This window comes from Yersinia enterocolitica (genome assembly GCA_002082245.2).
Classification (GTDB): Bacteria; Pseudomonadota; Gammaproteobacteria; order Enterobacterales; family Enterobacteriaceae; genus Yersinia; species Yersinia enterocolitica_E.
This window is the reverse complement of the sequence record NBTC02000002.1, coordinates 4,575,578-4,591,120: the sequence shown is the minus strand read 5'-3', so window position 1 is coordinate 4,591,120 and position 15,543 is coordinate 4,575,578. Positions and strand designations below refer to the sequence as shown.

Sequence of the window (15,543 nt, the reverse complement as noted above, 5' to 3'; positions counted from 1 at the left end):
TAATTCTGCCTCGGGCGCCCTTAGGACATCAAATGTTTTTAAAAACCCTTTTAAAACAAAATACTAAATTAATCGATGCCGCTATCTCATATTGGCAACAGGGGGAAATTTATCCAGACAGCTATGTTATTGACGTCGAACAAACTGAGGCCAATGCCCGTCTACTGGTTGAAACCGCCAGTCGGTACCAGATAAAACTGTATCTGATGAGTAAACAGTTTGGGCGTAACCCTGAACTATGCCGCCGTCTGCTGGCATGTGGTTTTCAGGGAATGGTCGCGGTTGATTTTAAGGAGGCGCGGCAACTATACCGCCATGCTATTCCTGTCGCTCATGTAGGTCATTTAGTACAGCCGCCCTCAGCAATGGTCGAGGAGATAGTGCGCCAGCGGCCAGAGGTCATTACTGTTTTCTCGTTGGAGAAGGCACTGGAGATCTCTCAAGCCGCGTACCGCCAACATACTATCCAACCGCTGATGCTGAAAGTATCTCAGCCCGGAGACGTACTGTATGCCGGGCAGGAAGCCGGTTTCGCCTTAGAAAATTTACCCGTAACTATTGCTGCCATCAATGAAATGCCAGCCGTGCGCCTGGTCGGGATAACACACTTCCCTTGCATGCTGTATGACCCCCACTCGCGCCAGACCTTGCCGACCGCTAATATGCATACCTTGCTGGCGGCCCGCGATATCCTGTTGGCACAAGGCGTTAACATTCAACAGATCAATGCTCCGTCAGCCACCAGTTGCACTACCCTGCCCCAATTGGCTCAATTAGGCGTGACACACAGTGAACCCGGGCATGCCCTCACCGGCACTATCCCCGCCAATCAGCATGCTGACCAACCAGAACAGATTTCTATGCTTTATCTGTCTGAAATCTCACACCATGTAGCTGATAGCAGCTATTTTTTTGGCGGCGGTTATTATCGCCGTGGCCATTTGCAAAACGCATTAATTTGGCATGACAATCAGTTCAGCCAACGCGCGGTATCTCCGATTGAAGATAGCAGTATCGATTACTGCCTGCGTTTGGCCGGTAAATTCCCAATTGGTAGCCCAATTATCATGAGTTTCCGCACTCAGATATTTGTTACCCGCAGTGACGTGGTATTGATGGATGGAATTCAGAGCGGAAAACCCCGGCTACTGGGCTGTTACGACAGTCAGGGTAATCAACTCAGGTAAAACAAGAAGCCAATGCTTTAGCCCTGGTAATAGGTTCTAATGATGGTCTTATTGAATGATATGGCCGATAAACAATATTGTTACTGTACTGATTGATAAAACTGCCGATATATTAGTTGTCGATATCGTAAGCACTACTAATGAAATTATGCATTCAGTAATAAAAAACTGCCGATATCTGGATGAAATTTCGCCCCTATACAAACCCTCTTCGGAGCCTACCCGATGATCAATCCTAACGGATACACCTACGCACACGAGCATCTCCACATTGATTTGTCTGGATTTAAAAATAATCTGGACTGTCGCCTCGATCAATATCAGCCGATTTGTGACGAAATGCGTGAACTGGTGAGTAAAGGGGTACTGAACATCATCGAAGTGACCAACCGATACATGGGCCGTAACCCTCAGTTTTTATTGAATCTGATGCGTGACAGTGGCATAAATATCATCGCATCAACCGGTTACTACACTGACAGTTTTTACCCGCCGAGGGTGCGTGAAAGTAGCGCACAGCAATTGGCACAAACCATGATTGATGAGATCGAGACAGGTATTGATGGCACGGCACTAAAAGCGGGCGTCATTGCCGAGATAGGGACCAGCGAAGGGGTTATTACCCCTGATGAGGAGAAAGTGTTTCATGCTGCAGCATTGACTCATCATGCAACTGGCCTGCCCATCTCAACCCATACCAGTTTCAGTACCATGGGATTGCAGCAAATTGCACTACTCAAACAACATGATGTACCGCTCGATCGCGTCGTTATCGGCCATTGTGACCTGAAAGAGCAAACTGATCTTATTGTGCAAATGATCGAGATGGGCGTGTATGTCCAATTCGACACCATAGGTAAAAATAGTTATTTCCCGGACCAACGCAGGGTCGCGATGTTAGTGGCGTTGGCTGAACGCGGGTTGCTGGACAGAGTCATGTTGTCGATGGATATCACCCGTCGCTCACATTTAAAAGCGAATGGCGGTAGCGGGTTTAGTTACTTAGTTGATTCGTTTGTTCCCATGTTACTGGCCGCAGGGATTTCCCACGCTCAGGTGGAAATGATGTTGCGCCACAATCCTAATAAATTTTTCGCCACGCAAGGAAAGTGATTATGAAGAAGATTGGCATTGCCGGGCTGCAACGAGAGTTAATACGCGAAATGATTGAGCAGACGGCACCTAATACCTTTGAGACATTTATTCTCTCGGACATGGATGCGGCTATCAAAGTGAAAGAAGGTCAATTGGACTATTATATCGGTGCCTGTAACACTGGTGCTGGAGCGGCATTATCAATGGCTATCGCGATTATTGGTTATAACAAAAGTGCCACTATCGCCAAGCCTGGAATCAAGGCGAAACCTGAGCAAATAGAGAAGTGGGTGACTGAGGGCAAAGTGGCATTTGGCTTATCCGTCGAACATATTGAACATGCAATCCCACTACTGATTACACAGTTGCGCTAAAGGGGACACCACCGTGGATTATATTCATATTGTTGTGGTTGCTCTGCTGACAGGGATGACCGCGCTGCTTTCTCACCGTTCCGTTGCCGTGTTTCATGACGGTATCCGCCCTATTTTGCCACAGTTGGTTGAAGGGAATATGAGCCGCCGTGAAGCGGGGAGTATTGCTTTTGGTCTGAGTGTGGGTTTTATCGCCTCAGTCGGTATCTCATTTACCCTCTCGACCGGCTTACTTAACTCCTGGTTACTGTTTTTGCCAACTGACATCATTGGTGTGCTGGCAATCAATAGCTATCTGGCATTTGCTCTGGGTGCTGCGTGGGGTATTTTGGCCCTTACCAGCTTACCGGCAGTTAATACTGCGCTCACCTCATTACCAGTGAATTTTATCGGTTCTCTGGGGGAGTTGAGTAGCCCAGTGATATCCGCCTTTGCCCTATTCCCGTTGGTGGCTATTTTCTACCAATTTGGCTGGAAGACTGCGGTTATTTCCGCCTTTATCGTGCTGCTGACCCGTCTGCTGATTACCCGTTTCACCGGGCTATTCCCTGAATCAATTGAAATTTTTGTCGGTATGATTCTGCTTATCGGCATTGCCATTGCCCAAGACTTACGGGCAAAAACCCACCTGGGAGGTGGTGGCGGACACTCGGTATTTGAAGAGCGAACCCAGCGAATTATTAAGAACTTGCCGATGCTGGCGGTAGTGGGTGGATTAATTTCAGCCGTCGCCAGTATGAAGATTTTTGGTGGTAGCGAAGTATCAATTTATACACTGGCAAAAGCTTACGCGCCGGGTATCACGCCGGAAGAGTCATTGGCATTAATCCATCAGGCATCACTGGCTGAGTTTATGCGTGGCCTCGGATTTGTGCCGCTGATTGCTACTACGGCACTGGCGACCGGTGTTTATGCCGTTGCAGGTTTCACTTTCGTGTTTGTGGTCGGTTATCTGGTTCCAAACCCCTTACTGGCAGGGATAATCGGCGCGGTGGTGATATCACTGGAAGTGCTAATGCTGCGTTCCATCGGAAAATGGTTAGGCCGCTTCCCATCAGTACGTAATGCGTCTGATAATATCCGTAACGCCATGAACTTGCTGATGGAATACGCGCTGTTAATCGGGGCAATTTTTGCGTCGATCAAGATGGCCGGTTATACCGGTTTCACTATCACTACCGCCTTATATTTCCTGAATGAAGCTATTGGTCGCCCGGTGATGAAGATTGCCGCACCAGTGGTGGCGGTGATTCTTGCCGGTATCGTGTTGAACCTGTTCTACTGGCTGGGGTTATTTGTTCCAGCATAAATCCTTGGTACTTGAAGTTGCAGGGGTGTTCGCTTGCGGCCTACCTGCAACGCCAATTACTTCGAATTTAGGCGTAAAAAAAGCCCGCTTGTGGAAACGGGCTTATTATCACGTCAATAGATGGGAAAAAGTGCCGAATGGGTCGTAGCAGCGTGCCCATCGGTGCCGTCTCTCCACCAGTCGCCAAATTTAAATCGCTTCTTCGTCTTGCTCACCGGTGCGGATACGCACCACACGAGAGACATCAAATACAAAGATTTTGCCGTCGCCAATTTTACCTGTCTGGGCCGTTTGCATAATCGCTTCAACGCAGGTATCGACAATATCGTCAGCAACCACAATTTCTATTTTTACTTTTGGCAGGAAATCCACCATATACTCAGCGCCACGGTACAGTTCGGTATGCCCTTTCTGGCGACCAAAACCTTTTACTTCTGTCACTGTCATCCCGGTGATACCGACTTCAGCCAGTGCCTCACGGACATCATCCAGTTTGAATGGCTTAATAATCGCGTCAATTTTTTTCATGGTGAATCCCTGTTTTACCAATTCTTGCGGCCAAAGCCTGATGTAATCGGATAGCGTCTATCTTTACCAAAATTGCGGGCAGTAATACGTGGCCCGACAGCCGACTGACGCCGCTTATATTCATTGATATCTACCAGGCGAATGACCTTACGCACGATAGTTTCATCAAAACCGTCTGCGACCAAATCAGCCACCGACTTATCCTGCTCGACGTACCCTTCGAGAATAGCGTCCAAAATATCATAAGGTGGCAGACTGTCCTCATCTTTCTGATCAGGAGCCAACTCAGCAGACGGTGGACGAGTAATCACCCGCTGTGGAATCACATAAGAGACGGTATTACGGTATTCCGACAGTTTAAACACCAAGGTCTTTGGCACATCTTTCAATACATCAAAACCACCGGCCATATCACCGTACAGCGTGGCATAGCCCACCGCCATTTCACTTTTGTTACCGGTAGTTAATACAATACTGCGACGCTTGTTAGACAAGGCCATCAATACGACACCGCGGCAGCGTGCCTGTAGATTCTCTTCCGTGGTATCGCGCCCTGTTCCGGCAAACATCGGTGCCAGTTGGCCCATAAAAGCATCAAACATCGGCTCGATGGACAGCACATCAAATTCAATACCGAGAATTTCAGCTTCTTCTTTAGCATCCGCAATACTGATATCGGCGGTGTAGCGGAACGGCATCATCAATGCCTGGACTTTATCTTTGCCCAGCGCATCAACTGCAATCGCCAGTGTCAGCGCCGAGTCAATCCCACCGGACAAGCCCAGTACCGCGCCATTAAACCCATTTTTGGTCACGTAATCACGCACCGCCAACACCAGCGCTTCATACACTTGCGCTAATGGCGGTAACTCTGCGACAGGGGCCGTCATAGGGACCACATTGCACTCATTCAATTGCAATAAGGTAGTCTGTTCCGCAAAAGCCGCCAAACGATGCGTCATATTACCCGCCGCATCGAATACCTTGGAGCAACCATCAAAAATCAGCTCATCCTGCCCACCAATCTGGTTGAGATAGACCAATGGCAACCCGGTACGCTGGCAATGTGCTGCCATCAGAGTTTTACGAATATACGGTTTTTCACGGTTATATGGCGAGGCATTGATCGACAATATCACCTCTGCACCGGCAGCTTTAGCGGCATCTACCGGGCCATCGAACCATAAATCTTCACAGATAAGCAGCCCCAACCGGTAGCCATTCAGTTCCACGACACAGCTTTCATGACCGGCAGAGAAATAACGTTTTTCGTCGAACACACCGTAGTTAGGCAATTGTTGTTTAAAATAGCGCCCTAGCAATTTACCATCAGCAAACAGGGACAATGCGTTATACAAGTTGCCCTCTTCGCGCCACGGATGCCCCACCAGTATCGCCGTATGCTGCGTTGCCGCCTGCAAACGATCCAGTTGCGCTTCACAACGTTGATAAAAATCATCACGATACAGCAGATCTTCTGGCGGGTAACCGGACAAAGCCAGCTCGGAGAACATAACCAGTGAGGCACCCGCCTTCTGCTGCTCATTTAAGGTTTGCAACATACGTTCAGTGTTGCCTTCAATATCGCCAACCAGCCAATTCAACTGGGCTAACGCAATGGAAAGTGATCTGCTCATTTGTATTTAAACTCTATTTCAGCTTTATCAGGGAATAACTATTGCCACGCATTCACAATAATTATTCTTTAAAATCATTGGCATCCAGCTCATGGCGCGACAATAACTTGTAAAACTCGGTACGGTTACGCCCCGCCATCCGGGCAGCCTGGGTCACATTACCGGTGGTGATTTGTAGCAGCTTACGCAAATAATTCAATTCGAACTGATTACGAGCTTCAACAAAGGTTGGTAATGCCGTGTTTTCCCCTTCCAGTGCCTGCTCAACCAATGCTTCACTAATGACCGGAGCTGAGGTGAGTGCCACACATTGTTCAATCACGTTGACCAATTGACGCACGTTACCCGGCCAACTGGCGGTCATTAACCGCTTCATAGCATCAGTTGAGAAACTGCGGACAAAGGGCTTATGCCGCTTAGCTGATTCACGTAATAGATGATTAGCCAGCAGCGGGATATCTTCTGAGCGCTCATGCAGTGCCGGGATCTTCAGATTCACCACATTCAAACGATAGTAGAGATCTTCGCGGAATTCATTTTTTGCCATGGCTTTAGGCAAATCACGGTGGGTGGCTGAAATGACCCGCACATCGATACTTAAATCACGGTTACTGCCCAGCGGACGCACTTTGCGTTCTTGCAGCACTCGCAGTAATTTAACCTGTAAAGACAGTGGCATATCGCCAATTTCGTCTAAAAACAGCGTGCCGCCTTCTGCGGCTTGAAATAGCCCTTCACGGCTACTGACCGCACCGGTAAACGCGCCTTTAGCATGACCAAACAGTTCTGACTCCAACAACTGTTCCGGCAATGCACCACAGTTAATGGCGATAAAGGCTTTTTTCGCCCGAGGGCTGGCAGCATGGATAGCTTGCGCCAGAACCTCTTTACCGGTTCCACTTTGCCCGATAATCAGCACACTGACGTCAGATTGCGCCACCATTTTGGCCTGCTCCAGCAGGCGCAACATAACCGGGCTGCGGGTCACTATCTCTTCACGCCAGGTATCATCACCGGCAGGAATAGAAAGCTCTAAAGCTGCATCAATGGCTTTATACAAAGCATCGCGATCAACCGGTTTGGTCAGAAAACTGAACACCCCTTGCTGGGTGGCAGCCACCGCATCAGGGATAGAGCCGTGGGCGGTCAGGATAATCACTGGCATACCTGGCTGATGTTTCTGAATTTCGACGAACAGCGCCATGCCATCCATTTCATCCATACGCAAATCACTGATAACCAAGTCTATCTTTTCACGCATTAACAAACGCAATGCTTCCTGGCCGCTTTCAGCCGTGGTGACATTAAACCCTTCGCTGGTTAAACGCATCCCCAGTAACTTAAGTAAGCTGGGGTCGTCATCAACCAGCAGTAGATTGGCCGGTTTGCGTGGCGTCATGAGATTCCTTATTGGTGGCAGGTGGTACATCCGTTGGTGGTACCACTGGCGGAGTATAAGTATCAGCCGGTTTTTCTACCGATTGTGGGGCCGCTTTAGTATCAGCTTGAGGCGCTGTCGGCTTGGTTTCTGCCGGTTTGGTTTCAACCGGTTTAGCTTCAGTCGGTTTGGCTTCAACCGGTTTAGCTTCGGTCGGTTTGGCTTCAACCGGTTTAGCTTCAGTCGGTTTGGCTTCAACCGGTTTAGCTTCAGTCGGTTTGGCTTCAACCGGTTTAGCTGGCTCAACTTTGGGCTGTGGTTTAGCTTCTAGCGGTTTCGGCACGATGGCTGGTTTGCTATCCACATCCGTTTCTGGAATTTCATTCTGCAACTGCTTGCGTGATGAAAGCTGCCGTTCGATATCAGTCAGGTTTTCCAGCTTACGGGTAGTATCCAGTAAGTTATATTGCAACCGGACCTGGCTTTCTCGCAGGCGATCAATCTGGGTGTCCGATTCGTCCTGTAAGCGCTGGTAGCGAATGCGCTCTTCTGCCAGAGAGATGCGCAGCACCTGTTGCTCACGCCATAGCTGAATCAGTGGGCGCACAGCGCCAGGGACGCTTTGGCTATAACTGTTCAAACGCTCAACCACTTGACGACGTTCCGCCATTGAAGGCTCGGCACTGCTGACTAAAATGCCCTGCTTGAAGGCCGAAGGCCATGCCACTACCGGCAATGACTTCGCTAATGCTCGCGCTTGAGTAGACCCCATACGCTCTGCACAGTCCATTGCCCGTAGCCAGTACAGGGAGTTTTCCAGTGTCTCTTTATCATCAAGATCCCACAGCACATCGCAGGATAAGGTCCGATAATCAACGATTTTCGTTTCCGGTATGACCAACTGCACTGCTTGTGAAAAACGGCTACTGGCGGGATTATCAGTACATCCGGTAAGTAAGAGTGGGGCCAGCAACAATGCTCGCCAAAAAATACCCGTACCAGATTTGCCCGCGGGCATAGCTGCCGCAATTGATGTCGGACATGATAAAAGGACGGTCTTTTTAATAATGCGGCTCATAGACCATTTGTACATTATTCATTCATTCTCGGCGGTTAATGGCAATTCAACACGAAAGCAAACCGCAGCGTAATCAACAGCTACCAGTTGCAAGTCGCCCTGCATACGTCTGATGCAGTCCTGAGCAATACTCAGCCCCAACCCACTACCTTTGACGGCCCCTTTTCGCTGATGGCTTCCCTGATAAAAAGGCTCAAATATCATGGTTTCTTCAGAACGCGGGATCGGCGCCCCGGTATTGGCAATATCAATTTGTACGCGGTTATCTACCCGACGGCTGCGAATCCAAATGGTACCGGATTCCTCGCCATAGTGCACCGCATTGGAGTAGAGATTATCCAATACCCGCATTAATAATGTCGGATCTGCCCAACAAATGTCCGCTTGCAGATCCGTCTCAGTATGTAGAGTCTTGGCCCGTGCGGGTAAACTATGGGCTGAGATAACATCCTCAACCATTTCCGCCAGTTCAACATTCTCATGTTCACCGGGGCCGTCTGCCAGTTTACGGTTATAGTCTAATAATTGCTCAATCAATAATTGCAAATGACGACTGCTGTTATCAAGGATTGCCACAACTTCTTTTTGATCTTGCGTCAATGGCCCGGCAACCTCATCCGCTAACAATTCGGTCCCTTCGCGCATACTGGCGAGTGGTGTTTTCAATTCATGAGAGATATGGCGCAAAAACTCGTGGCGCTGTGACTCTAACCACGCTAAGCGCTCGCTGAGCCAAATAATACGCTGTGCCAGTGAGCGTAACTCGCGTGGCCCTTTAAATAGCGCCGTATTACCTAATGGTCGCCCTTCACCTAAGCGATTAATCATCCGCTCAATGCCTTTAACCGGCCCGATTATCATCCGGGTGAATAACACCACTAACAGCACACTGACCAAAAACAGCAACAGGGATTGCCAACCAAAGAATTGCCCACGTTCGGCAATATCTTTTTGTAATTGCTGACCGCGGGAGAAAATCACATCGCGCGTTGCCTGTACCATTTCGGCATTGGAGCGGGAGAACTGCTCTAATAGCGTTGACGCATTTTGTTCCGGGCCACTATTTTTACATTTAATATCAGAAAGTTGTGTCAGTAAACTGCTCAGAGTCTGATAGTAACGGGCATCTGGCAGGATAGAGGCGTGCGCATCAAGCATTTGAGCGTACTGTTTACGTTGGTGCTGATATAACTTTGCCAGTGTTGCATCATCTAATACACAGTACTGGCGATAACTACGCTCCATTTCGAGCGCCACACTGGTCATCGCCTCACTGCGCCGCGCATCTGCCAGCGTAGTACGATTAATGTCGGCCGCCTGCGTGCTTAGATGGTCAAGGCTTTGATAAGCCTGATATGCCAGCACCAATAAAGGTAACAGCACCAACAGAAATGCCATGAGCACCAATTGACGTAAAGAACGGGGGAATAAACGCCATCTTTTCAACGAAATCATCTCATTACCTATCATTCTGTGGTGATGCTAACTGACTGCGTGAGGATTACAATGCTTGTGCCCCAATTACCCGTCATATTTTAAGTTGCAGGTGTGTTGATTGCACTCAATAACCCGAATCACTGACTGATGTCAGCTCATTGGGATTAATGAGCCTCATCCTTGAGGCTCACCCTGCGGGCTAGCAGAAATGTTGTTCAAATCGGTTCCCGACCGATTTGTATCTCGTTTGCCGCCTGCCCACAACTTGAAGTCTATTGGGTATGTACCAGGAACAATGTCTCTTGATTGAGATAAAAAAAAAGCACCTGGCTTTGAGCTAAGTGCTTTTAATTAATGCGGCTTGTCCATTATCGTCAGAATCATCATCAGACCTGCTTTTATTGTTATTTGCAGTAAAAACGGCGAGCGTAGCGTATCTTTGACCATAATATACCCTAAATAATTCGAGTTGCGGGAAGGCGGCCAGCGCACATGCAGCTTGAAGTATGGCGGGTATAGATGTGACAACGGGGCAATAAATTGCCCCGTCGCAGAATATGTGGATGCCCTTAAGCATCGTCTCCAGTTTGATGAAGCCGAAGCAATCATCGGGAGGATGAGACGAATAGCATCCAAACATGTCCAAAATTGATGAACCATTCATCACAGCAGGACATAGGCGGTACCTCACTCAACGTGTCGTCCGATGTTTGATAAAGTGAATTCACACGATATCGGTTTGGTGGACGATAGGTACCAGTCTTAGGCATCATTCGATGGTTTATGAAGCGCATATTCCGCTTAACTGCGGGACTATCATAATAAGTTGAATGAGCAACTGTAAGTAATAATGCAGCTTGCGTGCCAAGTTTATTAAAAATAAATTAAGATTATGATTTAAAAGAAAAATAAACTTATTGAGCCGATTATTATCCACGTAATGCCCGCCAACTTGCATCAATTACTGCTGTTTTGTCGCCAATCCCCGACAGCAATCCCCTTATTAAATAAAAATGATATAAATCAAATATTTATATGTCTCCTATTTGAGACAGGTTGCAGGGCTTTTGTCGCAATTTACCGACAAAACAATAAAGACATTTAAAATCAGTAAGTTAAAAAATATAGTGGCATTTAATTATCCGTGCATCTTTTGACCGCCCGTTACTCTTCCCTTTGGAGGCATGCTGTTTAAATCATTATTACTTTATAAATTATGAGGTTTGATAACTCACAAATATGAGTAACGTTGATTACTTGACTCAGGTACCGACAAGAAATTGCCAAAATGCAGCAAAAGAAAACACAGACAGCGACACTTATTGATAATCGCTCTAAAAATATGACCTTGTTTTTAGTGAACTTGCCACCTGGGAACTATCGATTAGTCGTTACAGGATTGGCAACCGACCACCAGATTTCTAGCAAAACCTTTCATATGACATTAGCGAATCAGACCACGGGGTATGACTCAATTTATTAAAGATAAATGAATATATCTTAAGCCCTTATCAGCATGCGTAAAAAAGGGGCATCAACTGATGCCCCTGTTATCACAATCAAAGCCGATTCACTTAACCTAATTGCTTACGCGCATTACGGAACATACGCATCCACGGGCTATCTTCGCCCCACTCTTCTGGATGCCAGGAGTTACTGACGGTGCGGAAGACCCGCTCTGGGTGCGGCATCATTACTGTTGCCCGCCCATTGGCGCTAGTCACCGCAGTAATCCCGTGAGCTGAGCCATTCGGGTTAGCCGGATAAACCTCGGTCACCTCACCCTGATTATTCACAAAGCGCAATGCCACCAGATTGTTCTGCTCAAGCTGCGCCAGATGGGCCGCATCACGCACTTCAACCCGCCCTTCACCGTGAGAAACAGCAATTGGCAGGCGAGATCCGGCCATATCTTGCATAAACAGCGATGGGCTATTGGCCACTTCAACCAAGCTGAAACGCGCTTCAAAACGATCAGACAGGTTGCGGACAAAGCGTGGCCAATGTTCAGCCCCTGGAATAAGTTCACGCAGATTAGACATCATCTGACAACCGTTGCAGACCCCCAAGGCCAATGTTTCTGGGCGATGGAAGAAGGCTTCAAACTCATCACGAACCCGGTTGTTAAACAGTATCGATTTTGCCCAACCTTCACCCGCCCCCAGCACATCACCGTAAGAGAAACCACCACAGGCCACTAAGGTCTGGAATGATTGCAAATCAGTTCGGCCGGCCAGCAGGTCACTCATATGTACATCGATTGCATCAAACCCGGCACGATGGAAGGCGGCAGCCATTTCTACGTGGGAGTTAACCCCCTGCTCACGCAATACGGCCACTTTTGGCCGAACCTGCTTGATGATATAAGGTGCGGCAATATCTTCTGCGGGATCAAAGGTCAGTTGGACATTCAGGCCCGGATCAGTTTCAACCTGTTTAGCTTGATGCTCTTGATCAGCACAATCAGGGTTATCGCGCAGCCGCTGCATTTGCCAGGTAGTTTCTGCCCACCACAAGCGCAGAGTACTGCGTTTCTCGCGGTATACCACCTCAGTGCCACTGCGAATATCGAAGCTATCCCCCTCAACAGCACGGCCCAGATAGTGAACACAGTTTGCCAGACCGTGGTCTGCCAGAATTTTTTCCACCTCAGCACGCTGTTCAGCACGTACCTGAATCACTGCTCCCAGCTCTTCATTAAACAGCGCCGCCAGCGCGTCATCACCCAAGGTGTGAATATCAACCTGCACCCCACAGTGACCGGCAAAGGCCATTTCAGCCAGTGTCACCAGTAAGCCGCCGTCAGAGCGATCGTGATAGGCCAGTAATGCCTGAGAGGCCACTAAGCACTGCATCGCATTAAAGAAACCTGCCAGTTGCTGTACATCGCGCACATCAGCAGGTTTATCACCTAACTGACGGTAGACTTGCGTCAGGGCGGTTGCACCCAGGGCATTGTGGCCAGCACCTAAATCAATCAGTAACAGCGCGTTATCGCCTTTATCAGTGCGTAACTGTGGTGTCACCGTATGGCGAACATCTTCGATACGGGCGAAAGCAGTAATGACCAGAGAGAGCGGTGAGGTCATTTCGCGCTGCTCATCACCTTCCTGCCAGCGGGTTTTCATCGACATGGAGTCTTTGCCCACCGGGATGGTAATCTCCAGCGCAGGACATAGCTCTTCGCCCACCGCACGCACCGCCTCGTACAAACCGGCATCTTCACCCGGATGACCGGCTGCTGACATCCAGTTAGCTGACAGTTTAATGCGCTTTAGCTCACCAATCTGAGTGGCCGCGATATTGGTCAGTGCTTCGCCTACCGCCAGACGGGCTGAGGCGGCAAAGTCTAGCAATGCCACTGGCGCACGTTCACCCAATGACATCGCTTCACCATAGTAGCTGTCCAGACTGGCACTGGTAACCGCACAGTCGGCCACCGGAATCTGCCACGGGCCAACCATTTGATCACGTGTCACCATGCCGGTCACACTACGGTCACCGATGGTAATCAAGAAGGTTTTCTCTGCCACTGCCGGTAAATGCATCACCCGTTTGACCGCATCAGCGATGCTTATCTCAGCACGTTGCAATGCATCACCCTGTGCCTGAAGGCGGGTGACATCACGCAGCATCTTCGGCGTTTTACCCAGCAAGACATCCAAAGGCATGTCAATTGGTTGATTATCGAAGTGGCGGTCATTCAGTGTCAGATGTTTTTCTTCAGTGGCTTCACCTATAACGGCATAGGGCGCACGTTCACGGCGACAAATTTCATCAAACTGAGCCATCTGCGCGGGGGCAACAGCCAGAACATAACGCTCCTGAGACTCGTTACACCACACTTCCAGCGGGCTCATGCCCGGCTCATCATTGAGGATGTCACGCAGCTCAAAACGGCCGCCACGACCACCATCACTGACCAGTTCTGGCATGGCATTAGATAAACCGCCCGCACCGACGTCATGAATAAATAGAATCGGGTTGTGGTCACCTAACTGCCAGCAACGGTCAATCACTTCCTGACAGCGGCGTTCCATTTCCGGGTTATCACGTTGTACCGAAGCAAAATCCAGATCCGCATCTGACTGACCCGATGCCATGGAAGAGGCCGCGCCGCCACCCAGACCGATATTCATCGACGGGCCGCCGAGCACCACCAGCTTGGCACCGACTGTTATCTCGCCTTTTTGTACATGGTCGGCCCGAATATTACCGATGCCACCGGCCAGCATGATCGGCTTGTGGTAGCCACGTAACTCAGTGCCGTTATGACTGTTGACGCGCTCTTCATAAGTACGGAAGTAGCCCAGCAGCGCCGGACGGCCAAATTCGTTGTTAAAGGCCGCGCCGCCCAGTGGACCTTCGGTCATGATATCCAGCGCAGTCACAATCCGATCCGGCTTACCGAAATTCTCTTCCCACGGTTGTTCAAAACCGGGAATACGCAGGTTAGAAACAGAGAAACCCACCAAACCGGCTTTAGGTTTAGCGCCACGCCCGGTAGCACCTTCATCACGGATTTCGCCACCAGACCCGGTAGCAGCACCCGGCCAGGGTGAAATTGCCGTCGGATGGTTATGAGTTTCTACTTTCATCAGGATATGCGCCGCTTCCTGATGGTAATCATAAACGCCATTATCAGGTGCAGCAAAGAAGCGCCCGACCTGAGAACCTTCCATCACCGCCGCATTGTCTTTATAGGCTGACAACACGTAATCCGGCGTGTGTTCAAAGGTATTTTTGATCATTTTAAACAGTGTCTTAGGCTGAGAAACACCGTCAATTATCCAATCTGCATTAAAGATTTTATGCCGACAATGCTCAGAGTTTGCCTGAGCAAACATATACAGCTCAATATCCGTCGGGTTACGCCCCAGACCGGTAAAGGCGGCCAGCAAATAGTCAATTTCATCTGGAGCAAGAGCCAGGCCCAGCTTAATATTAGCCAGCTCCAGTGCACTGCGGCCCTGCGCTAAGATATCCACCCGTTGTACTGGGGCAGGTTGATGATGAGAGAATAACTGCTCTGCTTGCTGCAAATCGGTGAATACCGTTTCCATCATGCGGTCATGCAGCAGCGCCGACAATTGCTGCCATTGGCTTTCATTCAGGTCTGGGCCTTGAATATAGAAAGCCAGGCCACGTTCCAGACGCAGAACCTGTGGCAACGCACAGTTGTGCGCAATATCCGTCGCTTTGGAAGACCACGGAGAAATGGTCCCCGGCCTTGGCGTAACCAGTAACAAACGCCCTTCTGGCGCATGTTCAGGGAGAGAGGGTCCATACTTAAGCAGCCGTTGGAGCCTGGCGTGTTCATCAGCACTTAACTGAGCGCTAACATCGGCAAAGTGAACATATTCGGCGTAGATATCACTCACCAAAAGGTGAGCATCCAGGCAACGGGACAGCAGTTTGGTAATACGAAAAGCCGACAAAGCGGGCGAACCACGCAGTATTTCCATAATCTAAGTTTCTCTCTCTTCGAAGCGACTGGAACAGCACTTCATTGGGCGCAGC

11 protein-coding genes and 1 pseudogene are annotated in these 15,543 nt (G+C 49.2%); 5 read left to right on the top strand and 7 right to left on the bottom strand.

All coding sequences use genetic code 11. The annotated features are described in order from the left end of the window. Positions 1-32: 32 nt before the first annotated feature. The 4 genes from A6J66_022500 to A6J66_022485 all read left to right on the top strand — a co-directional run bounded on the left by A6J66_022500 (position 33) and on the right by A6J66_022485 (position 3,965). On the top strand, positions 33-1,187 hold the full coding sequence (locus A6J66_022500; GenBank protein PNM26673.1) for a YhfX family PLP-dependent enzyme: 1,155 nt from the start codon (positions 33-35) through the stop codon (positions 1,185-1,187). 225 nt (positions 1,188-1,412) lie between these two features. After that, positions 1,413-2,300 carry a phosphotriesterase-related protein gene (locus A6J66_022495; protein PNM26672.1) on the top strand — a complete coding sequence of 296 codons (888 nt, stop codon included), beginning with the start codon at positions 1,413-1,415 and terminating at the stop codon, positions 2,298-2,300. Positions 2,301-2,302: 2 nt separating this feature from the next. Further along, positions 2,303-2,656 carry a DUF2620 domain-containing protein gene (locus A6J66_022490; GenBank protein PNM26671.1) on the top strand — a complete coding sequence of 118 codons (354 nt, stop codon included), beginning with the start codon at positions 2,303-2,305 and terminating at the stop codon, positions 2,654-2,656. A 13-nt stretch (positions 2,657-2,669) separates the two neighbouring features. After that, positions 2,670-3,965 (top strand): hypothetical protein, encoded by a 1,296-nt coding sequence (locus A6J66_022485; protein PNM26670.1) that lies wholly within the window; start codon positions 2,670-2,672, stop codon positions 3,963-3,965. 189 nt (positions 3,966-4,154) lie between these two features. Here A6J66_022485 and A6J66_022480 read toward each other — a convergent pair whose 3' ends face one another. From A6J66_022480 to A6J66_022455, 6 genes are all read right to left on the bottom strand, one after another. Further along, positions 4,155-4,493 (bottom strand): nitrogen regulatory protein P-II, encoded by a 339-nt coding sequence (locus A6J66_022480; GenBank protein ID PNM26669.1) that lies wholly within the window; start codon positions 4,491-4,493, stop codon positions 4,155-4,157. Between the two features lie 14 nt (positions 4,494-4,507). Then, positions 4,508-6,130: an NAD+ synthase gene (locus A6J66_022475; protein PNM26668.1), complete on the bottom strand. Its 1,623-nt coding sequence runs from the start codon at positions 6,128-6,130 to the stop codon at positions 4,508-4,510. A gap of 61 nt (positions 6,131-6,191) precedes the next feature. Further along, positions 6,192-7,529: a two-component system response regulator GlrR gene (locus A6J66_022470; GenBank protein ID PNM26667.1), complete on the bottom strand. Its 1,338-nt coding sequence runs from the start codon at positions 7,527-7,529 to the stop codon at positions 6,192-6,194. Continuing rightward, positions 7,492-8,526 carry a two-component system QseEF-associated lipoprotein QseG gene (locus tag A6J66_022465; GenBank protein ID PNM27129.1) on the bottom strand — a complete coding sequence of 345 codons (1,035 nt, stop codon included), beginning with the start codon at positions 8,524-8,526 and terminating at the stop codon, positions 7,492-7,494. Before A6J66_022465 ends, A6J66_022470 begins: the two co-directional genes overlap by 38 nt. 78 nt (positions 8,527-8,604) lie before the next feature. Continuing rightward, entirely contained in the window at positions 8,605-10,056 is a 1,452-nt protein-coding gene (locus A6J66_022460) for a sensor histidine kinase (GenBank protein PNM26666.1), read from the bottom strand. Positions 10,057-10,360: 304 nt separating this feature from the next. Then, positions 10,361-10,600, bottom strand: coding sequence for a hypothetical protein (locus A6J66_022455; protein ID PNM26665.1), 240 nt, complete (start codon positions 10,598-10,600; stop codon positions 10,361-10,363). 720 nt (positions 10,601-11,320) lie between these two features. Here A6J66_022455 and A6J66_022450 point away from each other — a divergent pair. Continuing rightward, positions 11,321-11,506, top strand: a pseudogene (locus tag A6J66_022450) (hypothetical protein). Between the two features lie 91 nt (positions 11,507-11,597). Here A6J66_022450 and A6J66_022445 read toward each other — a convergent pair. Further along, positions 11,598-15,488, bottom strand: a complete 3,891-nt coding sequence (locus A6J66_022445; GenBank protein ID PNM26664.1) for a phosphoribosylformylglycinamidine synthase — start codon at positions 15,486-15,488, stop codon at positions 11,598-11,600. Between the last annotated feature and the right edge of the window lie 55 nt (positions 15,489-15,543).